This is a genomic window from Mesorhizobium sp. M1273 (assembly GCF_040318195.1).
In the GTDB taxonomy this organism is placed as follows: Bacteria; Pseudomonadota; Alphaproteobacteria; order Rhizobiales; family Rhizobiaceae; genus Mesorhizobium.
On sequence record NZ_JAMYLV010000012.1, the window covers coordinates 109,458 to 135,528 of the forward strand.

Here is a 26,071-nt window from a genome sequence, read left to right on the forward strand (position 1 = left end):
GCTGCCGCGCCCCGATTTGCCTCTTTATCGACACGCTGATGCGGGTAGAGTGCCACTGACTTTACTATCAACTGTCTAGGAGTTCATGCTCGCACGCCTGTTCGTGATCTTCGGTGGGCTTCTTGTGCTGGTGCTGTGTGCGGCGCTGGTGGTGCCGTACTTTGTCGACTGGACAGGTTACCGTGCCGATTTCGAGCGCGAGGCCAGTGCCGTCCTGGGCCGCAAGGTGACCGTGCGAGGCGATGCGACGGCAAGGCTGTTGCCGTTCCCCTCGGTGACCTTTTCCAACGTCGCCGTTGCCGGTGGCCCTAACGGCCAGCCGGCGATGACCGTCGAAACCTTTTCGATGGATGCAGAACTCGCGCCATTCCTGCGCGGCGAGGTGCTGATCTTCGACATGCGCCTGGTGAGACCGAAGGCGACGATTGACATCGCCGCCGACGGCACGGTCGACTGGACGATACGGCCGTCCTCGCCCTTCGATCCCGGCCAGATCTCCATCGAGAAGCTGACGGTGACGGAAGGACAGATCGCGCTCAGCCACGCCGCCGGCGGGCGCAGCCATCTTATTTCCGAGATCAACTCGACGATCTCGGCCAAGTCGCTGGCCGGCCCCTGGCGGCTGGACGGCTCGCTGTTGCTGGACGGGTTGCGGACGACGATCGCCGCTTCCACCGGCAAGGCCGAACCGGACGGGCAAATGCGGCTCAGGCTCAAGGCCGATCCGGACGCCTATCCGCTGGTCATCGAGACCGACGGCTATGTGGGCCTCGTCGAGGGCGCCGCCGTCTATTCGGGCCAGTTCAAGATATCGGGCGCAGACCCGACTGCGGCGCGGCAGCTGGGCACCGGCGGCGAGGCGCTGAAAGTCAGCGCCGGCAAACCGGACCCGGGCTTCAGGCTGAACGGCAAGTTTTCGCTCGACCACCAGAAGCTCGGCGTCGACGAATTCCGCTTCGAGACCGGGCCACGCGACAATCCCTACACCGCCGACGGCAAGGCTGCGGTCGACCTTGGGCTGAAGCCGCATTTCTCGATCGAGGCCAATGGCGCGCAGGTGCAGTTCGACGAGGCCGTGGGGGCGGCGGCCGGTGCCGGATTGACGCTGTCCGAGCGGGTGGCGGCGCTTGAGCAGGCGCTGCTCGATCTGCCGAAGCCGACCATACCGGGCACGGTCGAGGTGAAACTGCCGGCGGTGGTGGCAGGCGATACCACCGTTCGCGACGTGCACCTGTCCGCCGAGCCAGCCGAGGGCGGCTGGTCGGTAAAATCGCTGGCCGCCACGCTGCCCGGCCGCGCCAAGCTGGAAGCCAACGGCATGGTCAGCGTCGAGGACCATTTCGGTTTCACCGGATCGCTGCTTCTGGCGGTGGCGCAGCCCTCCGGCTTCGCCGCATGGCTGTCGAAGGACGTCGACGAGGCGATCCGCCGCTTGCCGGCCGCCGGCTTCAAGGCCAAGGTGGATTTGAGCGAGAAGCACCAGGCCTTCAGCGATCTCGAACTCATCCTCGGCAAGGCGAAGTTCTCCGGCCGCATCGATTCCAGCCAGCCCGACGACACAAGGCCATCGGTGCTGATGCAACTGGAAGGTGGCGAACTCGATGTCGACGGGCTCGCCGCCTTCGCCTCGATCTTCGTCAGCGACAAGGGCGCCAACCGCTTTTCCGACCGCGACCTCGATTTCCAGATCAAGGCCGGGCCGGTCAGCGCCGGCGGGTTGACCGCCGATAGCGTCGACACCGCGCTTAGATTGCGCGAGGGGCTGCTTGAGATCGACCGACTGTCGGTCGGCGGACTTGCCGGCGCCTCGATCAGCGCCACCGGCCGGATCAAGGATTTCCCGGCGAGCCCGACCGGCAAGCTCGACGCCTCGGTGGTCGCCGTCGACCTCAAGCCGCTGATCGACGTCGCCGTCCAGCATTATCCCGGCAATGCAGTGCTGAAGGGCCTGGCGGAGCGTGCTGCTGCCTATCCCGAGCTGTTCCAGGATGCGCGTATCGATGCGGTCACGAGTGCCGCAGACAATGGCGATGGTACGACCGGACTGGCAATGAGCGCACAGGGCAAGGCCGGTGGCTCGGCCTTTTCGGCGTCGTTATCCGGCAAAGGGGCGCTCGACCGGCCTCTCGAAGCGCCGGTGACGCTGACCTTCAACGCAAGGAATGCCGACGCCACGGCGCTGCTGGCGCTTTACGGTTTGCCGGCGCTGCCACTCGGCATGCTCGGCGAGGCGACCACCGAGGTCTCGGCCAAAGGCACGCTTGGCGGTGGCCTGGCGACACGATTCAGCCTGGCCGGCAACGACTTCAAAGCTGGTTTCGACGGGACAATTGCCGACACGGCTCAAGGCGCGGCCGCCAAGGGCAAGGTCAGCCTTGAAACGGCCGACATCGAGCCATGGCTGATGACGACCGGCGTTGGCCTGCCCGGCATGGGCACCGGCATGTCGACGTCGCTTGCAGCCGATGCCGATTACGGCAATGGTCTCCTGGTGCTGAGCGGCCTCAGCGGCGCCGTCAACGAAGCGGCGGTCTCCGGTGACGTAAATATCGACATCAAAGAGGGGCTGCCGCATCTTGCCGGCGCGCTGTCGCTGGACGAGCTGGACCTCGATCCGATGGCGGTGATGCTGTTCGGTGACCAGGCCTTCCTTGTCAATGACAGGACCTGGCCGACAGCACCGTTCAGCCAGAAATCCAGTCTGCCATTTACCGCCGATCTCGATCTGACGGCGGCGTCGCTTGCCGCCGGCCCGCTTGCCACCGCCTATGACGCTGCGCTGTCGCTGCAGCTCGACCAGGAGGGCATCCGCGTTTCCGACCTCAAGGCAAAGTTCCTCGGCGGCGCGTTGAGTGGCCTGTTCGAGCTCAAGAACAATGACGGCACCGGGCTTTTCTCCAGTCAGATGAAACTCGCCGGCGCCGATCTGGCAGCCGTGCTGCCGGAGGCCGGCATCAGCGGAAGCGGCGAGTTCTCGACGGCGCTTTCGACCAGCGGCAAATCGGTCGACGCGATGGTTGCGGCGCTGTCCGGTTCCGGCACGGCGACGCTGAAGGGCATGACTATTGCCGGCTTCAATCCCGATGCCTTTGGCGCATTCATTGCCAAGGCCGACGCGATAGGGCGCGATATCGACGCGTCGAAGACCGCCGGCTTTGTGCCGCAGATCGCCGCGGCGGGCAGTTTTCCGGCGCAGGACACCGATATTGCCTTCACCATCGCCGGCGGCACGCTGAGGGCGCCGCCGGTCAAATTCGAAAGCCCGGGCGCGACGCTGTCCGCCGACATCACCGCCGATCTGAACACCAGCACCGTCGATGCCAAGGGCGAGATCGCCTACCGGCCCGGCGATGAGGCGCTGGTCGGCTCCGAACCGATTTTGAATTTCAGCGTCGACGGGCCGTTTGGCGCCACCAAACGGCAGTTCGACAGCGAGCCGCTGGCACAGTTCCTGACCCAGCGTGCGCTGGAAAAGGAGCAGCAGCGGGTCGAAGCCATGCAAGCCGCACTGCTCGAGAAACAAAGGCTGCGGCGTGAGGTGCGCTACTACGCTGCGCTGCAAACCGAGCGTGAAAGAGCGGCGGAGGAACTGCGCAGGCAACAGGAAGCAGCGCGGCTGAAGGCCGAGGCCGACGCCAAGGCAAAGGCCGAAGCCGAGGCTCAGGCCCAGGCCGAAGCCGAGGCGAGGGCGCAGGCTGAAGCCAAGGCGAAGGCTGAAGCGGACGCCAAGGCACAGGCGGATGCGGAGGCGAGGGCGCAGGCTGAGGCCAAAGCGAAAGCTGAAGCGGACGCCAAGGCAAAGGCCGAAGCTGAGGCGCAGGCCCAAGCCGAAGCGGAGGCCAGGGCGCAGGCTGAAGCCAAGGCAAAGGCGGATGCAGCGGCGAAAGCCGAAGCCGAGGCCAGGGCGAAAGCCGAGGCGGCTGCAAAGGCCGCAGCGGATGCCGAAGCCAAAGCCAAGGCGGCGCAACAGGCTGCCGAGGAAGCAGCGCAGGCCGAAGAACAGCAACGCCAGAGGGCGGAAGAGGCGTTGCGGATCGCCTCGGAAGAGAAGGCAAGGCTCGACGCCGAACGCAAGGCCGCGGCGGAGCGCGCGGAACGGGAGCCACCGGCCGCAAACAACGTGCCACCGCCAGTGCAGCCCCCGCCAAAGCTCAAGCTCGATCCCTCGTCGATCGACGATCTGCTGAAATCGCTGAATGGCGGGTGACGGCGCATCCCTTATGTGTCGCCTCCAGCAAGCAAGCGCTTCAGCATCGGCTCGATCCGCCCGAGTTCGTCGAGATGAGCTGCTGACAGATCGGCGAGACTGTCGTCGGCGCGCTCGGTCAGCCGCAGCAGCACGCGGCGGTGGTCCTCCTCGTCGTGGTCCCTCGCGACCAGCCCGGCTTCGCAAAGACGGTTGACCAATTCCACTGCGCTGTGATGGCGGATGCGCAGGCGCTCCGCGAGGTCGCCAATGGTCACTGGCCCTCCGCCGGGGAACCCTTTGATTGCAAGCAGGCCTGATGCTGGCGTGGTGTCACCAACATCGCTCGTGCCCGCCATCCTCGGTGGCACGGCCGGCGACCCATCCGCAAGTCGGCACGCCGCCAGAAAGCAAGGTCTGCAAATGAAGTCCGATCACGCCAACCCCAGCCATCTGCGCGATTTTACCACCGATGCCCGGGTGCTGCTCATTGCCGGCATAGCGGTGGTGGTTGCGACGGCGGGGTTGTTTGCCGGCATTGCCCTCTTGAAGCTGATCCGGCTTGCCACGAACATCGCCTATTTTGGCCAGTTCACGCTCGCCGACCTGAAACTGCAGGATACGCCGCTTGGCAGGCCGAAGAACGCGACCGTTCGGCTTTGCTGGGCTTCCGTATCCGGCGCAGGAAACAGGATAGCGTTGCCTGAAGGCTACAACTTGCCGCGCTTGGCCCAATCCAGCACATAGAGCCGGAGCGCCGAGGAGAGATTGGCATCCCGCGGGCGGCTCTCGTCGATTTCGGCGACAAGGGCGGCGAGCGTCAGTTTTCGCACGGCCGCGATGGCGACCAGGTCGTCGTAAAAAGGCTTTTCGAGCGAATAGCTGGTGCGGTGGCCGCGAATGGTGACCGAGCGTTTTTCCACCGGGCTCACGAGACGATCCTACTCACACTTCAAGCATCGGATTTGTCCGAATCGCCCGAATTTTCGCGGCGATGGCCGGCGACGAATTTATCGGCCTTGTCGGCGATCAGGCGGTCGCGATCCCGGCTGGGTTTGGAACGGCCATGCAGCGCCCGGTTCTGTTCGGCCAGGCGCTCCTTCTCGGCTCGCGCCTTCTGCTTGCGTGCCTGACGGAGATTGACGATCTCGGCCATGTCACGCCGCCCGTCGGGTCACTTCTTGCGGAAGGCGTCAAGCGACACCACGTCGGCGCCCTTGGCGACGGCGTCGGCCGCGGCAGGCTTCTTTTCCGCCTCGGCGGTTTTCTTCTTCGTCTCGGGCTTTTTCTCGGCGACGATGGCCAGCGGTTCGGGAGCAGGCTTGGCCTTTGTCTCCTGTTCCGCCGGGGTATCGGTCTTGACGTCGAATTCGAGCTCGAAGTTGACGGACGGGTCGTAAAAGCCGCGTACGGCCGAGAACGGGATTTCCAGTTTCTCCGGCACGTCGGAAAACGACAGCCCGACCTCAAAGCCGGTGTCGCTCACCTTCAGGTCCCAATACTGGAACTGGATGACGATGGTCATCTGTTCGGGATAGCGCTCGCGTAGCCGCGACGACACGCGCACGCCCGGCGCGCCGGTGAGAAAGGTGATGAAGAAATGATGGTTGCCCGGGAGACCGGTGCGCGCGACTTCGGCCAGGACCTTGCGCATGACGCCGCGCAACGCCTCCTGGGCCAGAATGTCGTAGCGGATGTGGTCGTCGGCCATGTGGCTGTCGGGTTCCGTTGAATCGTCCTGATAGCTGTAATCAAGCTTGAGCGCGGCGTAAACCGGATATAGATCGCCGGCGTGCGGAAGCGAAGCCCATTGGCGACGATTTGATCGTCAAACGGCTTTGATCGTCAAGCGCTGGCGAGCGCGCCCTGTTTGCTCGCCCGGGCCATAGGCTGCCGCTTGCCGAAGGCGCGCAGGAAGGTGCGCACGCCATTTGTCGCCGATTGCACCACCTCGTCCTCAGTCGGTGTACCGCCGAGCATGAACGTCGTCTGCAACTCGGCATTGGCAAGCGCCATGAACTGGCGCGCTGCGACATCGGGATCGTCGATATCAAGGAAGCCCGCATGAGCGAGGCGGGCGAAGCGGGCGGCGATCGCCGGCCATGTCCTGCCCGGTCCCTCTTCGCGCCATTCGGCGAACAACTCGGGATAGCGCCCGCCCTCGGTCTGGATCAGCTTGCGCAGGAATTTGCCGTCGCGGTTGCAGATGCAGTTGTGGTTCATCCGCACAGCAAAGGCGATGAGGTCGGCCTCGAGATCCTTCGGCTGATCGGGAAAAGTGGAGATCGTGGCAAAGATGCCGGCATTGCAACGTTCGGTGAGGTCGCGGACGATGGCAACGAACAGTTTTTCCTTGTCGCCGTGATGATTGTAGATGGTCTGGCGGGAGACGCCGGCCTCGGCGGCAATCATGTCGATATTGGCACCGGCAAAGCTTTCGCGGCAGAAGACCGAGGCGGCGGCATCGACAATCGACATGCGCTTGGCCTCGTGGCCTCGCGGCGGGAAAATGTCAGGAGAGACGTTGGCCTTCATGCAAAACTATATAGAGGTGGTTGACGAATTAGACAAGCCTGTCTAAATTTGTGGACTTGCACGAAGGGGGTTTCGTTCCGCAGAAGAGTCGGAACTCCACGGGATGGAACGTCCTAGGGTTACACGCCGGTCCTCGGCGGCAACCAGAATTCGAAAGAGCCTGCTATCATGAACGCCAAATTCCTCCGCATTGCGGTCGTGCTCGGCCTATTGTCCGCGATCGGCCCGTTTGCCATCGACATGTATCTTCCGGCCCTGCCTTCAATCGGAGAGGATCTGCATGCCGGCACTGCTGCGGTGCAGATGAGCCTGCTGATCTTCTTTCTTTCCATGGGCTTCGGCCAGATCGTCGTCGGACCGATCTCCGACATGGTCGGCCGCAAGCTGCCACTCTACGGCGGCCTGGCGCTGTTCATGGTCGGCGGCGTCGGCTCGGCGCTGGCTCCCTCGATCGAATGGCTGATCGCCTTCCGCTTCCTGCAAGGGCTCGGCGCCAGCGCCGGCATGGCCGTGCCGCGCGCGATCGTGCGCGATCTGCATACCGGCACCGAGGCCGCCAAGCTGATGTCGCTGCTGATGCTTGTGTTTTCGGTGTCGCCGATCCTGGCACCGCTGACCGGTAGCCAGATCATCGAGAATTTCGGCTGGCGCGCCGTGTTCTGGACGGTGACGGGCGCGGCCGTGCTCGCCACCATCCTGCTGGCGACCTCGCTCAAGGAGACACGGCCGGTCGAGGAGCGCGCCGGGTCGTCCTTCGGGACGGCACTTTCCGGCTACCGCTTCCTGATGGGCGACCGCAACTTCCTTGGCCTGACGGCCATCGCCGGCTTCGGCATTGCGAGCTTCTTCGTCTATCTGTCGAGCTCGTCCTTCATCCTGATCGACCATTATGGCCTGTCGCCTTCGGTCTACAGCGTGTTCTTCTCGATCAATGCGGTTGCCTTTATCGGCATGTCGCAGCTGACCGGGTTGCTGTCGGAGCGGTTCGGGCTGCAGCGCGTGGTGCGTGTCGCGGTGACCGGCTATGCGACGACGATGGTGGTGCTGTTCGCGGTGATGGCATCGGGTGTCGACCGGCTCGACGTGATGGCGGCGCTGCTGTTCATCGGCTACGGCTTTCTCGGCCTGGTCATCCCGACGACGTCGGTGCTGGCCATGGAAGAGCATGGCGAGATCGCGGGTACCGCGTCGGCGCTGATGGGCACGCTGCACTTCGCCATCGGCGCGGTCGCCATGGGCGTCGCCGGCGTGTTTTTCGACGGCACGCCGCTGCCGATGGTGGCGGGCATCACGCTCTGCGCGGCGATCTCCTTCACACTGGCCAAAATAACGCTCGGCCGCAGCCGGGACGTCGCGGAAGCGCCGGCGGAGTAAACTTCGCCTATCGAGACAAAAAGGCCGGGCGATGTTCCCGGCCTTTTCACGTTTGCGGTCCCGGTTCAAAGCAGCCTATGCCTATATGACGGGTTCAGGACATGCAGCTTCGACATCTCAAAACCTTCGTGGCGGTCGCCACCACCTTGAACATCACACGCGCCTCCGAGCGGGTTCATCTTGCCCAATCCAGCGTGACCGAACAGATCCAGGCGCTGGAAAGCGATCTAGGCACGTCGCTGTTCGACAGGTCACGGCGTGGCTTGAAGCTGACGGCGGCGGGACAACGCCTGCTGGACTATGCAAACGATCTCCTCGACCTCGCGGACGAAGCCCGTTCCGCTGTCGCCGACGCGAGCGGCACGGTTGCCGGTCGCCTGACTGTCGGCGGCCTGGAGACGCTTTGCTCGACACGCTTGCCAGCTCTGCTGGCGGAATTCCGTCGGCGCCATCCCGATGTGGAACTGAACCTCAGGGCGGACGATAGCAGTGGGTTGCGTGCCGGCGTGACAAGCGGGGCGCTGGACGTATCTTTCCATTTCGGAGCCGTCCCGGCGGCGGCGCCGGAGCTGCGAAGCGAGCAAGTGGCATTAGAAGAGCTCGTCACCATAATGCCGGCAAATCACCGGTTGGCTGGATATTCTGCCATAACGCCCGACGATCTGGCCGACGAGGCCTTCCTCGTCACCCAGCCCGGTTGCGTCTATAGGCGGATGTTCGACGAAACGTTTGCCGCAACATTGCCTGACCGTCCAAAACTCGTCGGCGAGTTCGCCAGCATGGGCGCGATACGGAGCCTTGTTGAAGGCGGTCTTGGATGCGCGCTGGTCCCGCGTCTCGTGGCTTCCGCGGCTGACGCCAATATCGTCGTGCTGCCCTGGGTCGGAAGCAGCCCGGTGACGCCGGTCACCATGGTATGGCGCCACCGGCGCATTCAAGCGCCGGTGCTGCGGCTGTTCCTTGCAATGGTCCGCGAAATTTTGGCCATCGCTAGACCAGTCGCTGGCCACCATCGACATGAAGCACGGTTCCGGTGATGAAGCCGTTGTGCATGAGGGACGTGATGGCTTGGGCAATGTCGGCTGCCTGGCCGATCCGGCCGACGAGCAGACGCTTTGCCATGGCGTCCAGCGCGGCTGTCTTTCCGCTGCCGACGACGGCATCCCAAATCGGCGTGTCGACCCAGCCGGGCGAAACGACGTTGACGCGGATCGGCGCCAGTTCGACGGCAAGCGCGTAGGCGAGTGAGCCAAGTGCCCCATTAACGGCTGCCACCACCGAGCCTTTCGCCGCCGGACGATAGGCGGCGATGCCCGAGGTCAGCGTGATCGATCCCCCGGGCGTCAGACGAGGCGCGCCATGTTTGGCAAGAAGAAGCGGTCCGACGACTTTGGAATCCATCACTTTGCGCGCCACCGAGATATCCATCTCGGGAAGCAACACATAGACGCCGGTAACGTCGGCGGCGGTCGAGACGATGTGGTCGAGCGTGCCGACATCCTGGAACAGGCGCTGGACCTCGTCCTCGCTTGTGACGTCGGCTGCGATCGTCCTCAGCCTTTCCGGGTGAGGCAAGCGCTGCCGTGCGGCCGACAACCGGTCCTCGGAGCGGCCGACGATCGTAACCTCGGCGCCGGCGGCAAGCTGCTGTTCGGCCAGCGACAGCCCCATGCCGGAACTGCCGCCAACGATCAGGATGCGTTCGTGTTTTGGTGTGGTTTCCTGGTTCATCTTATCTCTCCATGAGGCAGCTCGCCGGGCATGACCACACGCGGCGAGAAACTGAGGCCTTGTCCCGCAAAGGCGTAGAAGAAGGGAAACGGGAAGAAACGAATGCTGCCATCGGAGGTTCCGATGATGGGAGGCCCTTGGGCTTTCGCCTCAGCCTGAGACGCCTCAGCCTGAGACGTTGACGATGCGCGATTTTCTGTGTAGCAGCGATCATCATGAAGATCGCAATCGTTCTTGCAGTGGTAGGAAAGCGCACGGGCAGGATGGTGTAACCATCCGGCGACAGCCACCCGTGCGCGACAAACAGGCTCCCGACGGGGCCTTTTTTTATGCCCGAAATTCTTCTTACGCCCGATTTCGGCGACGCCCCGTCAACCCATCCTCATCACGCTACGGGACAGAACCATGACAAGCGATAATTCCATTCAGCATACGAGCAACCGCATGACAGGAGCGGAGATCGTTCTCCGCGCACTCAAAGACAATGGTGTGGAGCATATTTTCGGCTATCCCGGCGCGGCCATATTGCCGATCTACGACGAGATATTCCAGCAGGACGACATCAAGCATATCCTCGTGCGCCACGAACAGGGCGCCGGCCATGCCGCGGAGGGTTATGCCCGGTCCACGGGCAAGGTCGGCGTGATGCTGGTCACATCAGGCCCAGGCACGACGAATGCCGTGACGCCCCTGCAGGACGCGTTGATGGATTCAGTACCGATCGTCTGTCTGTCCGGACAAGTGCCGACAACATTGATCGGCTCCGATGCCTTTCAGGAATGTGACACGATTGGCATCACGCGATCCTGCACCAAGCACAACTCTTTGGTCAAAGACGTCAATGACCTGGCGTCAGCAATCCATAGGGCGTTCCACATCGCCCGGTCGGGGCGACCGGGGCCTGTTCTCGTCGACATGCCAAAGGATGTTCTGTTTGCGTCCGGCGTGTATACGCCGCCATCGGGTGTTGCTGCGCTGAAAAATTATCAACCGAAGCTTCAGGGTGATATCGGCAAGATCGGCCAGGCGATAGCACTGATGGCCAATGCCAGCCGTCCCGTTATCTATGCCGGCGGCGGCATCGTCAATTCCGGCCCGGAAGCATCGAGATTGCTCAGGGAGCTGGTTCAACTGACCGACTTTCCGATCACCTCGACGCTTATGGGCCTTGGAGCTTACCCCGCCTCCGGCAAAAACTGGCTCAAGATGGTCGGCCTGCATGGTTCCTATGAGGCGAACATGGCGATGCACGATTGCGACGTCATGATCTGTATCGGCGCGCGCTTCGATGACCGCGTGACCTCGCGTGTGGACGCTTTTTCGCCGAACTCCAGCAAGATCCATATCGATATAGATCCGTCCTCGATCAACAAGAACGTCCACGTCGATATCGGCATACAAGGCGATGTCGGCAATGTTCTGGATGACATGGTTCGTCTATGGCGCGCATTGTCTCAGAAACCGGATGGAGGCCGCCTCCAGGACTGGTGGAGAAGGATCGCCGGCTGGCGCGCACGCAATTCATTCTCATATGAGATGAACAAGGATGTGATCATGCCGCAATACGCGGTGGAGCGTCTCTACGCGCTGACGAAGGATCGCGACACATACATCACCACTGAAGTGGGCCAGCATCAGATGTGGGCGGCCCAATTCTACGGCTTGGAAAAGCCGAACCGCTGGATGAGTTCGGGCGGCCTCGGGACTATGGGCTACGGCCTGCCGGCGGCGCTGGGCGTGCAGATCGCACATCCGGACAGCCTCGTCATCGATATCGCCGGCGACGCATCGGTTCAGATGACCATGAAAGAGATGTCGACGGCAGTCCAGTACGACGCGCCGATCAAGGTCTTCATCCTGAACAACGGATATATGGGCATGGTTCGCCAGTGGCAGCAAATTCTTCACGGCAACCGCCTCGCGCATTCCTATTCCGAGGCCTTGCCCGATTTTGTCAAATTGGCCGAGGCGTTCGGAGCGGTCGGCCTGCGCTGCGACAAACCAGCCGACCTTGATGATGCGATCCAGGAAATGATCGATGTGGACCGGCCGGTGCTCCTTGACTGTCGTGTTGCCAAGCTCGCCAATTGTTTTCCGATGATCAGGACGGGCAGGGCGCACAACGAGATGTCACATGAGGCTGCCGACGAAACCTTTGGCAGCGCGATCGAAACGATCAGCCAGGGACTGGTATGAACGCAGCGGCGCCAGGGCGTATCAGGGCGTAAAAAGCCCAGGCCCGCAGCTGCACATATCGGGCGAGCCTGCGGCTGCGCATATCAAAAAGGGGGAGAAATGGAGGTTTCTGTTGCCAGGTACCTCCGAACCCCGCCTAGAAGTGCGAACCACTAGGGCTTGAATTGAAGCTATCGCACCGCTTACGCGGCGAGACGTGCTTCCGCATAGTTGTCGTTGGCAACTATAAGTTTAGCCCGATAACGGTGGTACAATGCCGGGCAAAAATACGATCTTTACACCTTCGTCGATCCTATTTCGCCCCCAGCAAAAGCCGCTCCTGAGCAGCGGTTTTTGGTGGAGGCGCCGGGTACCGCCCCCGGGTCCGAACGGCTTATTTCATCGCCTGTTTATCGCCATAGTCGGTCGAGCCGACGAAGCGAATATAGGGACTGGCGGTGGAAAATGAAAGGCCGGAATGCCACTTTCGTCCGTGCCAAAGTGGATCATGAAGGGTTGACTTGCAGCCGGTCTCAACCGAAGCTTTGTGGCGGTGAGGAGACCTAGCGCATACTTGCGGCAGCGCGCCACAATCCTCATCGACCGGATCCCGTGGCGCCGACGAGGGGAAATTCGATGGCCGATTATCTCGCAGACGTAAAGAAGTATGATGCGGCGGCGGATGCCGACGCGGTCGCCAAGATCGTCAAGCATCTGGGCATCGCGCTCAGGAACCGCGATTCCTCGCTGGTGTCCTGCACCGACCCGGAGGAACTGAAGCGCGTCAGGAACAGCTGGGTCGCCGGCAAGCTCGGCGTCACCGACGGTGCCAAGGCGGATGCGGCTATCGAAAAGACCTGCAAGGCTATGGCGGCCGACAACAGCAAGAGCCGGGTGACATTCTATTACCTCGTCGCCAAGGATCTGGGCATGCTCGGCTCGCTCTGAGCAACCTCGCCGCCGGTGCTGGTGAGACTTCTGCTGGAATCGTCTCGCTTTGCTGTGTTCGGCCGACGGTCATTCGGCTATGATGGCTGACAACCCGAATCGGACCGGAGCCGATGCGCCAGTATCTCGACCTTCTGAAGCATGTGCTGGAAAACGGCGCTGATCGCGGCGACCGCACGGGCACCGGAACGCGCTCGGTATTCGGCTACCAGATGCGCTTCGACCTGGCCCGCGGCTTTCCGGTCACCACCACCAAGAAGCTGCACCTGAAGTCGATCATCCACGAACTTTTGTGGTTCCTGGCCGGCGACACCAACATCAAATATCTCAACGATCACGGCGTCTCGATCTGGGATGAGTGGGCCGACGAGAACGGCGATCTCGGCCCGGTCTATGGCAAACAATGGCGGTCGTGGCCGGACGGCCATGGCGGCGCTATCGACCAGATTGCGAATCTTCTGAAGGAGATACGCCAAAATCCTAATTCGCGGCGGCTGATCGTTTCGGCGTGGAACCCGGCCGAGGTGGAGGGCATGGCCTTGCCGCCCTGCCACTGCCTGTTCCAGTTCTATGTTTCGGAAGGCAAGCTTTCCTGCCAGCTCTACCAGCGTTCGGGCGATATCTTTCTCGGTGTGCCGTTCAACATCGCTTCCTATGCGTTGCTGACGCTGATGGTGGCGCAGGTGACCGGATTGAAACCCGGCGATTTCATCCACACGCTCGGCGACGCGCATCTTTACTCGAACCATTTCGAGCAGGCGCGCGAACAATTGCGGCGCACGCCCAAGGCGTTGCCGACGCTGTGGATCAATCCCGAGGTGAAGGATCTCTTTGCCTTCCGCTTCGAGGATTTCCGGCTCGAGAACTATTTCGCCGACGCGACGATCAAGGCACCGATCGCGGTCTAGCACCATAGCCGACTGTGCATGTCGACATTGCCTACTGCGGCTACGCCCTCGGGCGTTGTCAGCATCCATCTTTATTGGCCGACGTCGACTTGACGCGCAATCCCTGGTCGCTGATTTTCATGTGAATATTTCCTTCGGCCTCGGTGCCGCTGTATCCAACGAAGATTATCGCAGGCCGGGAAAACCTCAGCTCAGAATGCCGTAGGCGGTAAAGAGCCTTTCCTTGTTATGTTCACATGGATATATCGATGGACGGCTTCGGGCGTTCCGAGACGAGGAGAGTTTCATGCTGGCGCGCAAAGGTTCGACGACGATTGCCATCGCGGGTCTCGCCGCCATCCTGATGGCCGCGGCGCCGGCGGCCCATGCCGATGACAAGGTGGTCGTGTTTGCCGCGGCGAGCCTGAAGGATGGGCTCGATGCCGTCAACAAGGCCTGCGAGGCCGATGTCGGCGAGGCGGCGACCATTTCCTACGCGGCGAGCTCGGCGCTGGCCAGGCAGATTGAAAGCGGCGCGCCAGCAGACCTGTTCATCTCGGCCGATCTCGACTGGATGAAATATCTTGCCGACAGGAAGCTGACCAAGCCCGAAACCGAAGTGAAACTGCTCGGTAACCAGATCGTTCTGGTTGCGCCACGGGATTCCAAGGTTGAAACCAGGATCGAAAAGGGTTTCGATCTTGCCAAGCTCGTCGGTGACGGCAAACTTGCCATGGGCGATGTCAAAGCTGTGCCGGCAGGCAAATACGGCAAGGCAGCCCTCGAATCGCTCGGTGCCTGGTCTTCGGTCGAAGGCAAGGTGGCGCAGGCCGAGAATGTCCGCGCCGCCCTAAAGCTGGTGTCGACCGGCGAGGCAGCACTCGGCATCGTCTACGCCACGGATGCGCATGCGGAGCCTGGCGTGAAGGTGGTCGGCACTTTCCCCGCGGGTACCCATCCGCCGATCATCTATCCAGTCGCCCAGCTTGCGGATTCGAAGAGCAGGGATACCCCTGCATTCCTGAAATGCCTGCAATCCGCCAAGGCTGGCGAACTCTTCAAGGCGCAAGGTTTTACAATCCTCGCGCCGAGCAACTGACGTACGGCACCGCACATGAACTGGCTGCTGGATCTCGCTCCCGACGAATGGAATGCGGTCCAGCTGTCGATCAAGGTGGCGACCGTGGCGATGATTGCCAGCCTGCCGCCAGGCGTCCTGATCGCTCTTGTGCTTGCCCGCGGCCAGTTCTGGGGCAAGACGCTGCTCAATGGTCTGGTGCATCTGCCGCTGATCGTGCCGCCGGTGGTGACCGGCTATTTGCTGCTGTTGACTTTCGGCAAGCGTGGTCCGGCCGGCGCTTTCCTGGCCGAACATTTCGGGATCGTTTTTTCCTTCCGCTGGACTGGCGCCGCGCTCGCCTGCGGCGTGATGGGCTTTCCGCTGATGGTGCGGGCCATCCGGCTGTCGATCGAGGCCGTCGACCGCAAAATCGAGGCGGCCGCCGGCACGCTCGGCGCCAATCCGCTATGGGTATTCGGCACGATCACGCTGCCGCTGATCCTGCCCGGGCTGATCGCCGGTGCGATCCTCTCCTTCGCCAAGGCGATGGGCGAATTCGGCGCGACGATCACCTTTGTCTCCAACATCCCGAACGAGACGCAGACGCTACCGTCGGCGATCTACACTTTCACGCAGGTTCCCGGCGGCGACGCCGGCGCGCTCAGGCTGACGCTGATCTCGATCGTCATCTCGATGGCGGCACTTGTTGCCTCGGAAGTGCTGGCGCGGCGTGTCGGCCGGCGGATGGACATCGAATGACGGTTCAGGTCGACATCAGCCACCGGCTTGGCGATTTCATCGTCAATGCCCGCTTCGAAAGCGCCGGGCGGCTGACTGCGCTGTTCGGGCCTTCCGGCTCCGGAAAGACGACACTGATCAATTTGATTGCCGGGCTGATCCGCCCCGACAAAGGTCGCATCGCGGCCGAGGGCCGCGTGCTGGTCGATAGCGATGCCGGTCTGTTCGTGCCGAAGCACAAACGGCGGATCGGCATGGTGTTCCAGGATGCGCGGCTGTTTCCGCATATGAGCGTGGCGAGCAATCTGCGCTATGGCCGCTGGTTCACGCCGGCTGCTGAGCGTTACGCCGATATCAATGGCGTGGTCGAACTGCTCGGGATCGGCCATTTGCTCGACCGGCGGCCGGCAAAACTCTCCGGTGGCGAGAAGCAGCGTGTGGCAATCGGCAGGGCGCTGCTTGCCAGTCCGAAATTGCTGCTGATGGACGAGCCGCTGGCTTCGCTCGATGAGCGGCGCAAGGCCGAGATCTTGCCTTATATCGAGCGGCTGCGCGACGAGACGAAAATCCCGATCGTCTATGTCAGCCACTCGATCGCCGAAGTGGCGCGGCTGGCGAGCGACGTCGTGGTGCTGATGCAAGGAAAGGTCGCCGCTTCCGGTCCGACCGGAGCGATCATGCAGCGTCTGGATCTATTGCCGGCCGAAGAGCGCGGCGAGGGCGGCGCCGTGCTGGATACCGCGGTTCTGCGCCACGACGAAGCCTTCGGCATGACGGTGCTAGGCTCATTGGCGGGCGAGATCCGGGTGCCGCTTCTGGCAACGCCAGTCGGTGCGCCGGTGCGCGTCCGCATCCGTGCCCGCGACGTGATGATCGCCACCGAGCAGCCGGTTGGCCTCAGCGCGCTCAACATATTGCCGGGCACGATCGTGGCGATAGAGCCGGGCGAAGGGCCTACCGTCGAGATCGGCCTCGACTGCAATGGCGCAACCGTGCTTGCCCGCATCACAGAACAGTCGCGGCAGACACTGGGGCTTCGGCTTGGCCGACAGGCCTTCGCCGTGGTCAAGACGGTCAGCTTCGACCGGGCGAATACCGGCGCCGGCCTGCCCGCCAAGGCGGATGAGTGAACGGCCGATGATTCGCTATATCGTTTTGGAATAGCGGTATCGCCGCGGAACTTGTAGAATAGCGTGACCGCGGAGGAGCAAATGCCGTCGCTGAGTTTGCGGATAAATCTCGATCCAGATGGCCGCATCGGACCGGGCAAGATCGAGCTTCTGGAACAGATCGCCGCCTTCGGCTCGATTTCGGCCGCGGCACGCGGCATGGAGATGTCCTACAAGCACGCCTGGGATCTGGTCGAAGACATGAACCGCGTGTTCGGCAAGCCGCTGGTTGCGGCACAGACGGGCGGCAAAAAAGGCGGTGGCGCCCAGTTGACGTCGGTCGGGCTTGCTGTGGTCAGCCGCTTCCGCGCGATCGAGCGGGCTGCGTCTTCAGCAGCGGCGGCGCATATGGAGGCGCTGCAGGCCGAGATCGACGCAGCGTGACGCCGGCGGAATTCATGCCGCGTGTGATCCCTGTTACTTCTTAGGCTCGCCCGGCTTGCGCAGCAGATAGGTGTCCATGATCCAGCCTTTTTTCCGGCGGGCCTGCTCACGGGTGGTCACGATCTTGTCGCCGACGTCGCCAATCCGGCCCGAGATGACGATCTCGTCAGGCGTCCCGAGATAGGCGCCCCAGTGAACGGTGACGTCGTTGTCGTCCAGCGTGTTGAAGGCGCATTTGCCGTCCAGCATGACGATGGTGCTGCCGGCGTTTTCGGGCAGACCTTCCTCGGCGAGCCGGCGGCCGGTGGTGATCAAAATGGCGTCGCCGATCCGGTTCAATGCCATTTTGTGGCTGGCTGCGAGTGCCTGGATGGCGGTGATGCCAGGGACGACCTCCAGCTCGAACGCTACATTGCCTCTGAGGCGCACGCGCTCAAGGATGCGCAGCGCACTGTCGTAGAGCGACGGATCGCCCCAGATCAGGAAGGCGCCGCAGCCATCTTCAGGGAGTTCGTCGCGGATCAGGCCTTCGTAGATCGCGGCGATCGCCTCGTGCCAGTCGTCGACGGTCGAGCGGTAGGAAGGCGCCGGCTCGGCGCGCACCGGTACATCGAATTCGACCCGGCGCGAGTTCGGATTGATGACGAAGCGGTCGCAGATCTGGCGGCGCAATTCGGCGAGATCGTTCTTCTTCGCGCCCTTGTCGGGAATGAACAGCACGTCGGCCCGGTTGAGGCCATTAATGGCCTGGACCGTCATGTGCTCCGGATTGCCGGCGCCGATGCCGATGACGAGAAGCTTGCGCATGGGCGAACTCCTGCCCGATCGGGACCGGCGTGTCTAGACCGACACGACATGCCGGCAGGCGCCGGCGCATTTGCCGAAAGGCTTTGAAACGCCACATTGAACAGCTAGAGTCATGCTGGCATTCTCGCCGGGGGAGTTTCCATGTTCCGTTACGTCCTGACCGCAGCCTTGGCGCTCTCGGCTACGCCTGCGCTCGCCAATGATTCGGTCGCAGAACTCGGCACCGGTGGGCTGATCCTTTCGCGCAGCGATGCGGTGGCGATGGAAAGCGAGGATCTCTACATCTCGCCGGAAAAAGTGATGGTCGATTACGTCTTCCGCAACAACACCGACAAGGATGTCGATGCGATCGTCGCCTTTCCGATGCCCGACATCGAAGGCGACCCCGAAGAAATACCAGCGATTCCGGAGGCGCAGAGCGACAATTTCCTCGGCTTCGAAGTGACGATCGACGGGGAGCCGGCAAAGCCGCAGCTCGAGCAGAAGGTGTTCGCGCTCGGCATCGATATCGGCGCTGACCTGAAGGCGCAGGGCGTGCCGTTCTATCCGTTCGGCGATGCGGCCAAGGCAGCGCTGGCAAAGCTGCCGCAAGCGGTCGCCGACGACTGGGTCAACCGCGGCATCATCATCGAGGACACTGCTGACGACGGTTCGGGCATGAAGACCGTCTATACGCCGTTCTGGCAATTGCGCTCGACCTATTGGTGGCGCTCGACGTTTCCGGCCAACAAGGCGGTCCATGTCTCGCATCGCTACAAGCCGAGCGTCGGCGGCACCTCCTCGGTCAGCTTCTTCTATGACGGCCAGTTCCAGGGTCAGTATGCCGCCTACAAGACACGCTACTGCATGGACGATGCCTTCGAGAATGCCGTGCGCAAGGCAGCCAAGGACGATCCCGACGGCTATCCCAAATATTTCGAGAACCGCATCGCCTATATCCTGACCACGGGCGGCAACTGGGCGTCGGGAAACATCGGCAGTTTCAAGCTGACCGTCGACAAGGGCGATGCGAAGAACCTGGTCTCGTTTTGCGGCGAAAACGTCAGGAAGATCGGACCGACGACGTTCGAGATGAAGGCGCAGAACTTCTACCCCGAGCACGACATCGACATATTGCTGCTCGAGCCATCGGATGGCGGAAACGGCGGCTGATGGACCTCGCGCTTTATGTCGCCATCGCCGAGAACGGCGTGATCGGGCGCGAGGGTGGATTGCCGTGGCGGCTGTCCACCGATCTCAAGCGGTTCAAAGCCGATACGATGGGCAAGCCCATCATCATGGGCCGCAAGACCTATGAAGGCATCGGCCGCCCATTGCCGGGCAGGCTCAACATCGTGGTGACACGAGACAAGGCATGGCGCGCCGAGGGCGTCGAAGTCGCGCACTCGATCGAGGACGCAATCGCGCTGGCGACGGTGCGCGGGCGCTGCATGGCCGGCGCCGACGAGATCTGCGTCATCGGCGGCGGCGAAATCTACGCTCAGGCGCTGCCGTTGGCCGATCGGCTGCACGTGACCCATGTTCTGGCCGCGGTCGACGGCGATGCCCATTTCCCGCCGATCGATCCGGCGCTGTGGCGGATCGTCCGCTCGCAGGAGGTGGAGGCTGGCGAAAAGGACAGCCATGCGACACGCTATTCGGTTTACGAGCGGCGCCGCGACGTGCATTGAAGGCGACAAAGGGGTCGCGACAGGTCTAGATGGACCCAAAGGCGGACAGTGGCGGCAGCCGATCGCGTTGAAAGCGTGCCGTCGCATCCCTATAGAAGAATAATATTGGATTTTGCGCCGGTGAGCCGGCGCTTGAGGGAATTCCAAGCGAAAGGACATTCATGCCCTGGAACGACAAGAGCGGCGGCGGCGGCCCGTGGGGCGGCGGCAACAATCAGGGGCCTTGGGGTCAGGGACCAAAAGGACCCAGCGGCCCGCAGGGCTCGCCTCCCGATCTCGAGGATATCATCCGGCGCGGGCAGGACCGGTTGCGGCGCGCGCTGCCGGGCGGCGGTGGCGCGAGCCCTGCCGTGTTCGGGCTGATTGCCGCGGCGCTGGTGGTGCTATGGGCGTTCAAGGCAGTGTACACCGTCCAGCCAGATGAAGTTGCGGTGGAGCTCAGGTTCGGCAAGCCGAAGGCGGAGCTGTCGCAGCCGGGCCTGCATTTCCATTGGTGGCCCATCGAAACGGTCGAGACCGCTAACATCGCCGAGCAGCTTGTCAGCATCGGCGGCGGCAGCACCAGCGGCGATGGCCTGATGCTTTCCGGCGACCAGAACATCGTCAACGTGCAATTCTCGGTGGCCTATCAGGTTTCCGACCCGAAGGCCTATCTGTTCGACGTGTCCGACCCGGGCGGCATGCTGCAGCAGGTCGCCGAAAGCGCGATGCGCGAAGCGGTCGGCCGGCGCCCGGCGCAGGACATTTTCCGCGACGACCGGCAAGGCATTGCGGCGTCGGTGCGTGAGATCATCCAGACGACGCTGGACGGCTACAAGGCCGGCCTCAACGTCAACGCAATTTCCATCGAGGACGCCGCGCCGCCGCGCGAGGTGGCAGACGCGTTCGACGAGGTGCAGCGGGCCGAACAGGACGAGGACAAGTTCGTCGAGCAGGCCAATCAGTATTCCAATCAGAAGCTCGGCCAGGCGCGCGGTGCGGCCGCACAGATCCGCGAAGACGCGGCCGCCTACAAGAACCGGGTCGTGCAGGAGGCCGAAGGCGAGGCGCAGCGCTTCATCTCGGTCTATGACGAATATGCAAAGGCGCCGGAAGTGACGCGCAAGCGGCTCTACCTGGAGACGATGGAGAGGGTGCTGAAGGATTCGAGCAAGGTCATCGTCGAGCAAGGCAACGGGCAAGGGGTGGTTCCCTACCTGCCGCTGCCGGCATTGCAGCAGAAGGCGCCGGCACCGGCCACCGGAGGAAACCAGTGATGGCCAACCGTCTTCCCGTCATTGCGGTCATCGCCGCGGTCATCCTGTTCCTGCTCTATTCGTCGGTCTTCGTCGTCAATGCGCGCCAGCAGGCGCTGGTGCTCAGGTTCGGCGAAATCGTCGACGTCAAGAACCAGCCGGGCATCTATTTCAAGGCGCCATTCTCCTTCTTCGATGCCGACACCGTCCAGCTGATCGAAAACAGGGTCCTGCGCTTCGACCTCGACAACATCCGTGTCCAGGTTTCGGGCGGCAAATTCTATGAGGTCGATGCCTTTATCGCCTATCGTATCTCGGACCCGCGTGTGTTCCGCGCCGCGGTTTCCGGCCAGATCGAACTGGCCGAGGCCCGGCTGAGGACGCGTCTCGACGCTGCCTTGCGCCGCGTCTACGGCCTGCGCGACTTCGAGGCGGCACTCTCGGAAGAGCGCGCCGTGATGATGCGCGAGGTGCGCGATCAGCTGAGGCCTGATGCCACCTCGCTTGGCCTGCAGATCGAGGATGTCCGCATCCGCCGCACCGATCTCACGGCCGAAGTCTCGCAGCAGACCTTCGACCGCATGAAGGCCGAACGTCTCGCCGAAGCCGAGCGGCTGAGGGCGCGCGGCAACGAGGCAGCGCAGCGGATCAGGGCTCGCGCCGACCGCGAAGTGGTCGAAATCGTCGCCGAAGCGCAGAAAGAGTCTGAAATCCTGCGCGGTGAAGGTGAAGCCCAGCGCAGCGCGACGTTTGCCGGGGCCTATCAGCGCGATCCGGCCTTCTTCGATTTCTACCGGTCGATGAATGCCTATGGCACGGCGCTGAACAGCGCAGGAACGACGATGGTGCTGTCGCCGAATTCCGAGTTCTTCCGCTTCTTCCGCGACCCGGACAGCAAGGAAACGCCTGCGGCACCGGCGGCAGCACCGCCAGCACCTGCCGCTCCCGCGCCACCGGCGGCTCAGCCAAGCACCGGCCAGTAGGGCCGGTGCAGGGATAGCCGGCGTAACAGAGGATTTATTCTCTGGCGGTAGCCATAGCCGCAAACGTGCCTTATTTCTTGCCAACATGACGCGACGCGGCGTTTTTTGCCGAAGCGCTTTTTTCAGAACACCCGGAGGCCTTTCGATGACATCCACCACCCTTCTGCGTGCAGCGAGGCGGACGTTCATCGCCGGGGCCGCTGCGCTTCTGGTCGGCGCCATTGCCGTTCCGTCGTTCGTGGCGCCGACGATGGCAGCCGACGGGCCGCCCTCGGTTGCCGATCTCGCCGCCGGCCTGCTTGGCGCCGTGGTCAACATCTCGACGTCGCAGACTGTTAAAGGCACTGAAGGGCCGGGCGCAGTGCCGATGCCGCAGCTGCCGGAGGGCTCGCCCTTCCAGGACTTCTTCGACGATTTCTTCAAGAACCGTGGCGGCGACAAGGGCGGCGGCGGGCAAAAGGTGCAGTCGCTGGGCTCCGGCTTCGTGGTCGACGCCGAGCAGGGCATCGTGGTGACCAACAACCACGTCATTGCCGATGCCGACGACATCGAGGTGAATTTCTCCGATGGGGTGACGCTCAAGGCGACGCTGGTCGGCACCGACACCAAGACCGATGTCGCGGTGCTGAAGGTCGATCCGAAAGGGCACAAGCTGACGGCGGTGAAGTTCGGCGATTCCAACACGATGCGTGTCGGCGACTGGGTGATGGCGATCGGCAATCCGTTCGGTCTCGGCGGCACGGTGACGGTCGGCATCGTCTCGGCACGCAATCGCGACATCAATTCCGGCCCGTATGACGACTTCATCCAGACCGATGCCGCGATCAACCGCGGCAATTCCGGCGGACCGCTGTTCAACAGCAGCGGCGAGGTCATCGGCATCAACACGGCAATCATCTCGCCATCGGGCGGCTCGATCGGCATCGGCTTCTCGATCCCGTCGCAGCTTGCCTCGGGCGTCGTCGACCAGCTTCGCCAGTTCGGCGAGACGCGGCGCGGCTGGCTCGGCGTGCGCATCCAGCCGGTGACCGACGACATTGCCGAAAGCCTGGGCATGGCGACCGCCAAGGGCGCGCTGGTCGCCGGCGTTATCAAGGGCGGGCCGGTCGACAACGGCACCATCCAGGCCGGCGACGTCATCATCAAGTTCGACGGCAAGGACATCCATGAAATGCGCGACCTGCCACGCGTCGTGGCGGAGAGCCCGGTCGGCAAGGCGGTCGACGTGATCATCGTGCGCAAAGGGGTCGAGCAGACCGTCAAGGTGACGCTCGGCCGGCTCGAGGACGGCGAAAAGCTTGCCAGCGGCGGTGAAAACGGCAACGCCGACCAGGACGATGCCGACAAGGCGCCTGCGGTTTCGACGGCTGCCGTGCTCGGCATGACGATCGGCGAGCTCAATGAGGAGACGCGCACGAAATTCGGCATCGCCGCCGACGTCTCCGGCGTCGTCGTGACCGACGTCTCCAAGGATTCGGCGGCTGCCGAACGCGGCATCCAGCCGGGCGAGGTGATCACCGAGATCGCGCAGGAATCGGTCGCAACGCCCAAGGACGTCATGGACCGGATCGGCGCGCTGAAGGAGCAGGGGCGCAAGAACGCGCTGTTGATGCTGGCGTCGAAGACCGGCGAGCTGAGGTTTGTGACAATCCGGATGGATTGAGTCCGGAAGAGCCTGCAATGCTCTGATCTTGAAACGAAAAAGGGCGGCTAGCGGGCCGCTCTTTTTCTTGCCTGCCAGTCTGTGCGTGACAGCCTGTAGAAGACATGTCGCCTGAGTGCGGTGTGGCTGTCCGGAACACCGGGATGGTCGAAATCGGAGGCGGGGTCGGCGATCATGCCCAGGCGCTCCATAACGGCAGTGGACCGGCTGTTATCCTTGACTGCGAAGGACACGATTTCGTCGAGGCCAAGTCTTTCAAAGCCATAGGTGAGCCAGGCTTCGGCTGCTTCGGTGACATAGCCGCGGCCCCAGAATTCGGGTGCCAGCCGCCAGCCGATCTCGATCGTGCCGGGCGGCAGGAATGGCAAATGATCAGTTCGGGTTATGCCGACGAAGCCGATGCATTCGCCTGTGGCTGCGATCTCAGCGGCCGCGAAGCCGAAGCCGTCGCGATCGATAGCCGCGCGCAACTCCTCCATCTTGGTGTCCGACTGGGCACGGTCGCGGCGAAACGGAAAGAATTCCATGACCAACTCGTCGGAATTGATGCGATGGAAGAGCTCGCGGTCACGATCTTCCCAGTTGCGCAGGATCAGGCGCTCGGTGCGGATCGGCGTCATTCGACAAATTCCTCCCGGCGATAACCCTGCAGATAAAGCAAGGCGGTGAGGTCGCCGTGGTCGATGCGGATCTTTGCCTCGGCTGCGACGGCCGGCTTGGCATGCAAGGCGACGCCGATGCCGGCAAGACGGATCATGTCGAGATCGTTGGCGCCGTCGCCGACGGCAATGGCATCGGCAGGCGTCAGGCCGAGGCCGGCGGAAATCTCGATAAGGGCTTCGGCCTTGGCGGCGCGGCCGAGGATCGGTTCGGCGACCAGGCCGGTGAAGCGGCGATCCTGCTCGATCAGGCGGTTGGCGCGATTTTCGTGAAAGCCGAGCAATGCTGCGATGCGGGTGGTGAAGATGTCGAAACCACCGGAGATCAGCGCCGTCCAGGCGCCATTGGCCGCCATTGTCTGGACGAGCGTGCGGCCGCCGGAGGCTAGCGTCAGGCGATTGTCGATGATGCGGTCGATGATTGCGGCATCGAGACCCTTGAGCAGCGCCACGCGCTCGCGCAAGGCCGGCTCGAATGCGATCTCGCCGTTCATCGATCGCGCCGTGATGGCGGCGACGCGATCCTTGACGCCGATCTCGTCGGCAAGCTCGTCGATGCATTCCTGGTCGATCATCGTCGAATCCATGTCGGCGATCAGGATCTTCTTGCGCCTGTTCTCGGCCGGCTGGACGGCCACGTCGATCGGTTCGGAAGCCAGCGCGGCACGCAGGCGCGCCGTTATTTCGGAAGCGTCGGCGGTCTCCGGCAAGTCGAGCTCGCAGGCGATGCCTTCGGCCAGCCAGCGAACAGCGCTTGCGCCGACCGACCGCGAGGCCATATTCGCTAGCGTCGACGTCAATGCGCGGCCGGCGGGATGGGATAGAAGCGTGGCGATCAGCGGCATCGAAAATTCCAGCGGACGGGCGGGCGAAGGCCGCCTGAAGAACGCGATCCTGATAGCCGGGCCGACCGCCAGCGGCAAGTCGGCGCTCGCACTCGACCTCGCCGAGCGCAATGGCGGTGTCATCGTCAACACCGATTCCATGCAAGGCTATTCGGTGCTCGACGTGCTGACGGCGCGGCCTGGTCCTGCCGAACTCGCCCGCGTCCCCCACTTTCTTTATGGACACGTCGATCCGTCCACCGCCTATTCAACCGGCGCCTGGTTGCGTGATGTCATAAAGCTGATCGACGACGGCACGCTTTCGGAGCGGCCAGTGATTTTCGTCGGCGGAACCGGGCTTTATTTCCGGGCGCTCACGGAAGGTATCTCGGAGATGCCCGACATTCCGAAGTCGATCCGCGATCGCTGGCGCTACGAGCTCCAGGAACAGGGCGCAGTGAGATTGCACCGCATCCTGTTGCGCGAGGATTCTGCGGCCGGCATGATGCTGAAGCCGACGGATGGGCAGCGCATCGTGCGGGCGCTGGAGGTGCTCGACGCGTCGGGCCGTTCCATCCTGGACTGGCAGGCCGCGCGTGGCCGGCCGTTGATCGACGGGAGCAGCGCGCGCTTTTTCGTCATCGAGCCGGAGCGAGCGGCTCTGGTGGAGCGGATCGATGCCCGCTTCGACCGCATGCTGGATGAGGGGGCACTGGACGAGGTGAAACAGCTTTCAGCGCTCGGCCTCGATCCCGACCTGCCGGCGATGAAAGCAATCGGTGTTCGCGAGCTTCAGGCCGCGCTGGCCGGCGCCTTCAGTTTTCCCGAGGCCATCGAGCGCGCGAAAATCGCGACGCGGCAATATGCCAAACGGCAGGCGACCTGGTTCAGGCACCAATTAGGCCCGGAATGGCAGAGATTGCGTCCTGATGGGGGGATCGACTCGATGCTCTCACTCCCTCCTTCGAGCGCAACCTGAAAAGTCGACACCGAGGGGACATTTCGCGTTGAAGTTGTCCAGGTTAACTGTCCGTAAGTTCCCG

The 26,071-nt window shown here is 63.0% G+C and carries 25 protein-coding genes, 1 other RNA gene and 1 pseudogene; 17 read left to right on the plus strand and 10 right to left on the minus strand.

Annotation, left to right across the window (positions count from 1 at the left end; genetic code table 11):
- The first annotated feature begins 85 nt into the window (after positions 1-85).
- The gene (locus NKH30_RS15345) at positions 86-4,207 is read left to right on the plus strand and encodes an AsmA family protein (protein ID WP_352996045.1); all 4,122 of its coding nucleotides are present in this window, start codon (positions 86-88) and stop codon (positions 4,205-4,207) included.
- Between the two features lie 11 nt (positions 4,208-4,218).
- Here the strand turns inward: NKH30_RS15345 and NKH30_RS15350 are convergent.
- A pseudogene (locus NKH30_RS15350) lies at positions 4,219-4,523 on the minus strand (MarR family winged helix-turn-helix transcriptional regulator); the annotation flags it as partial.
- An 86-nt stretch (positions 4,524-4,609) separates the two neighbouring features.
- Here NKH30_RS15350 and NKH30_RS33155 point away from each other — a divergent pair.
- Positions 4,610-4,933 carry a hypothetical protein gene (locus NKH30_RS33155; RefSeq protein ID WP_502895654.1) on the plus strand — a complete coding sequence of 108 codons (324 nt, stop codon included), beginning with the start codon at positions 4,610-4,612 and terminating at the stop codon, positions 4,931-4,933.
- Here NKH30_RS33155 and NKH30_RS15360 read toward each other — a convergent pair.
- The 4 genes from NKH30_RS15360 to NKH30_RS15375 all read right to left on the minus strand — a co-directional run bounded on the left by NKH30_RS15360 (position 4,897) and on the right by NKH30_RS15375 (position 6,721).
- Positions 4,897-5,118, minus strand: coding sequence for a ribbon-helix-helix domain-containing protein (locus NKH30_RS15360; protein ID WP_352450079.1), 222 nt, complete (start codon positions 5,116-5,118; stop codon positions 4,897-4,899). The two genes, NKH30_RS33155 and NKH30_RS15360, sit on opposite strands and share 37 nt — an antisense overlap.
- A 20-nt stretch (positions 5,119-5,138) precedes the next feature.
- Complete coding sequence (locus NKH30_RS15365) at positions 5,139-5,342, minus strand: DUF4169 family protein (protein ID WP_023676708.1); 204 nt, start codon at positions 5,340-5,342, stop codon at positions 5,139-5,141.
- Between the two features lie 18 nt (positions 5,343-5,360).
- Positions 5,361-5,897 carry an SspB family protein gene (locus NKH30_RS15370; protein ID WP_352450077.1) on the minus strand — a complete coding sequence of 179 codons (537 nt, stop codon included), beginning with the start codon at positions 5,895-5,897 and terminating at the stop codon, positions 5,361-5,363.
- A 134-nt stretch (positions 5,898-6,031) separates the two neighbouring features.
- Complete coding sequence (locus NKH30_RS15375; RefSeq protein ID WP_352456524.1) at positions 6,032-6,721, minus strand: TetR/AcrR family transcriptional regulator; 690 nt, start codon at positions 6,719-6,721, stop codon at positions 6,032-6,034.
- Between the two features lie 168 nt (positions 6,722-6,889).
- Here NKH30_RS15375 and NKH30_RS15380 point away from each other — a divergent pair, with 168 nt between their 5' ends.
- Together NKH30_RS15380 and NKH30_RS15385 are read left to right on the plus strand one after the other, a co-directional pair.
- A complete protein-coding gene (locus NKH30_RS15380) occupies positions 6,890-8,095 on the plus strand; it encodes a multidrug effflux MFS transporter (RefSeq protein WP_023676705.1) in 1,206 nt (401 codons plus the stop codon).
- 101 nt (positions 8,096-8,196) lie between these two features.
- Positions 8,197-9,132, plus strand: a complete 936-nt coding sequence (locus NKH30_RS15385; RefSeq protein WP_352996047.1) for a LysR family transcriptional regulator — start codon at positions 8,197-8,199, stop codon at positions 9,130-9,132.
- Here NKH30_RS15385 and NKH30_RS15390 read toward each other — a convergent pair.
- A complete protein-coding gene (locus NKH30_RS15390) occupies positions 9,086-9,826 on the minus strand; it encodes an SDR family oxidoreductase (protein ID WP_352501027.1) in 741 nt (246 codons plus the stop codon). The genes NKH30_RS15385 and NKH30_RS15390 overlap by 47 nt on opposite strands.
- 405 nt (positions 9,827-10,231) lie before the next feature.
- On the opposite strand from NKH30_RS15390, the gene NKH30_RS15395 reads away from it, so the two are divergent.
- Complete coding sequence (locus NKH30_RS15395; RefSeq protein ID WP_352996049.1) at positions 10,232-12,022, plus strand: acetolactate synthase 3 large subunit; 1,791 nt, start codon at positions 10,232-10,234, stop codon at positions 12,020-12,022.
- Positions 12,023-12,120: 98 nt separating this feature from the next.
- On the opposite strand, the gene ssrA is transcribed toward NKH30_RS15395, so the two are convergent.
- Positions 12,121-12,476: a transfer-messenger RNA gene (gene ssrA / locus NKH30_RS15400) on the minus strand.
- 161 nt (positions 12,477-12,637) lie between these two features.
- Between ssrA and NKH30_RS15405 the strand changes: the two genes are divergently transcribed.
- From NKH30_RS15405 to NKH30_RS15430, 6 genes are all read left to right on the plus strand, one after another.
- Positions 12,638-12,949 carry a DUF2853 family protein gene (locus tag NKH30_RS15405; protein WP_023676702.1) on the plus strand — a complete coding sequence of 104 codons (312 nt, stop codon included), beginning with the start codon at positions 12,638-12,640 and terminating at the stop codon, positions 12,947-12,949.
- 113 nt (positions 12,950-13,062) lie between these two features.
- Positions 13,063-13,857 carry a thymidylate synthase gene (locus NKH30_RS15410; RefSeq protein ID WP_352996051.1) on the plus strand — a complete coding sequence of 265 codons (795 nt, stop codon included), beginning with the start codon at positions 13,063-13,065 and terminating at the stop codon, positions 13,855-13,857.
- A gap of 286 nt (positions 13,858-14,143) precedes the next feature.
- Complete coding sequence (gene modA, locus NKH30_RS15415; protein WP_352996053.1) at positions 14,144-14,935, plus strand: molybdate ABC transporter substrate-binding protein; 792 nt, start codon at positions 14,144-14,146, stop codon at positions 14,933-14,935.
- A 15-nt stretch (positions 14,936-14,950) separates the two neighbouring features.
- Positions 14,951-15,655 (plus strand): molybdate ABC transporter permease subunit, encoded by a 705-nt coding sequence (gene modB, locus NKH30_RS15420; protein WP_352996055.1) that lies wholly within the window; start codon positions 14,951-14,953, stop codon positions 15,653-15,655.
- Positions 15,652-16,764 (plus strand): molybdenum ABC transporter ATP-binding protein, encoded by a 1,113-nt coding sequence (modC, locus tag NKH30_RS15425; RefSeq protein ID WP_352996057.1) that lies wholly within the window; start codon positions 15,652-15,654, stop codon positions 16,762-16,764. Before modB ends, modC begins: the two co-directional genes overlap by 4 nt.
- Before the next feature lie 81 nt (positions 16,765-16,845).
- On the plus strand, positions 16,846-17,187 hold the full coding sequence (locus NKH30_RS15430) for a winged helix-turn-helix domain-containing protein (RefSeq protein WP_023676697.1): 342 nt from the start codon (positions 16,846-16,848) through the stop codon (positions 17,185-17,187).
- Positions 17,188-17,220: 33 nt separating this feature from the next.
- Here the strand turns inward: NKH30_RS15430 and cobF are convergent, their stop codons facing one another.
- Entirely contained in the window at positions 17,221-17,994 is a 774-nt protein-coding gene (gene cobF / locus NKH30_RS15435) for a precorrin-6A synthase (deacetylating) (RefSeq protein WP_352539563.1), read from the minus strand.
- Positions 17,995-18,135: 141 nt separating this feature from the next.
- Here cobF and NKH30_RS15440 point away from each other — a divergent pair, with 141 nt between their 5' ends.
- From NKH30_RS15440 to NKH30_RS15460, 5 genes are all read left to right on the plus strand, one after another.
- On the plus strand, positions 18,136-19,146 hold the full coding sequence (locus tag NKH30_RS15440; protein ID WP_352471617.1) for a DUF4424 domain-containing protein: 1,011 nt from the start codon (positions 18,136-18,138) through the stop codon (positions 19,144-19,146).
- The gene (locus NKH30_RS15445) at positions 19,146-19,664 is read left to right on the plus strand and encodes a dihydrofolate reductase (protein WP_352471618.1); all 519 of its coding nucleotides are present in this window, start codon (positions 19,146-19,148) and stop codon (positions 19,662-19,664) included. Before NKH30_RS15440 ends, NKH30_RS15445 begins: the two co-directional genes overlap by 1 nt.
- A gap of 161 nt (positions 19,665-19,825) precedes the next feature.
- Positions 19,826-20,920, plus strand: coding sequence for an FtsH protease activity modulator HflK (gene hflK / locus NKH30_RS15450; protein WP_352471619.1), 1,095 nt, complete (start codon positions 19,826-19,828; stop codon positions 20,918-20,920).
- Complete coding sequence (hflC, locus tag NKH30_RS15455; protein ID WP_352539565.1) at positions 20,920-21,882, plus strand: protease modulator HflC; 963 nt, start codon at positions 20,920-20,922, stop codon at positions 21,880-21,882. Before hflK ends, hflC begins: the two co-directional genes overlap by 1 nt.
- 145 nt (positions 21,883-22,027) lie before the next feature.
- Positions 22,028-23,545, plus strand: coding sequence for a DegQ family serine endoprotease (locus NKH30_RS15460; protein ID WP_352539566.1), 1,518 nt, complete (start codon positions 22,028-22,030; stop codon positions 23,543-23,545).
- A gap of 47 nt (positions 23,546-23,592) precedes the next feature.
- Here the strand turns inward: NKH30_RS15460 and NKH30_RS15465 are convergent, their stop codons facing one another.
- Both NKH30_RS15465 and serB read right to left on the minus strand, forming a co-directional pair.
- On the minus strand, positions 23,593-24,165 hold the full coding sequence (locus tag NKH30_RS15465) for a GNAT family N-acetyltransferase (protein ID WP_352614328.1): 573 nt from the start codon (positions 24,163-24,165) through the stop codon (positions 23,593-23,595).
- Positions 24,162-25,049, minus strand: a complete 888-nt coding sequence (gene serB / locus NKH30_RS15470) for a phosphoserine phosphatase SerB (RefSeq protein WP_352996059.1) — start codon at positions 25,047-25,049, stop codon at positions 24,162-24,164. Before serB ends, NKH30_RS15465 begins: the two co-directional genes overlap by 4 nt.
- Between serB and miaA the strand changes: the two genes are divergently transcribed.
- Positions 25,039-26,007: a tRNA (adenosine(37)-N6)-dimethylallyltransferase MiaA gene (miaA, locus tag NKH30_RS15475; RefSeq protein ID WP_352539757.1), complete on the plus strand. Its 969-nt coding sequence runs from the start codon at positions 25,039-25,041 to the stop codon at positions 26,005-26,007. The two genes, serB and miaA, sit on opposite strands and share 11 nt — an antisense overlap.
- The last annotated feature ends 64 nt before the right edge of the window (positions 26,008-26,071 follow it).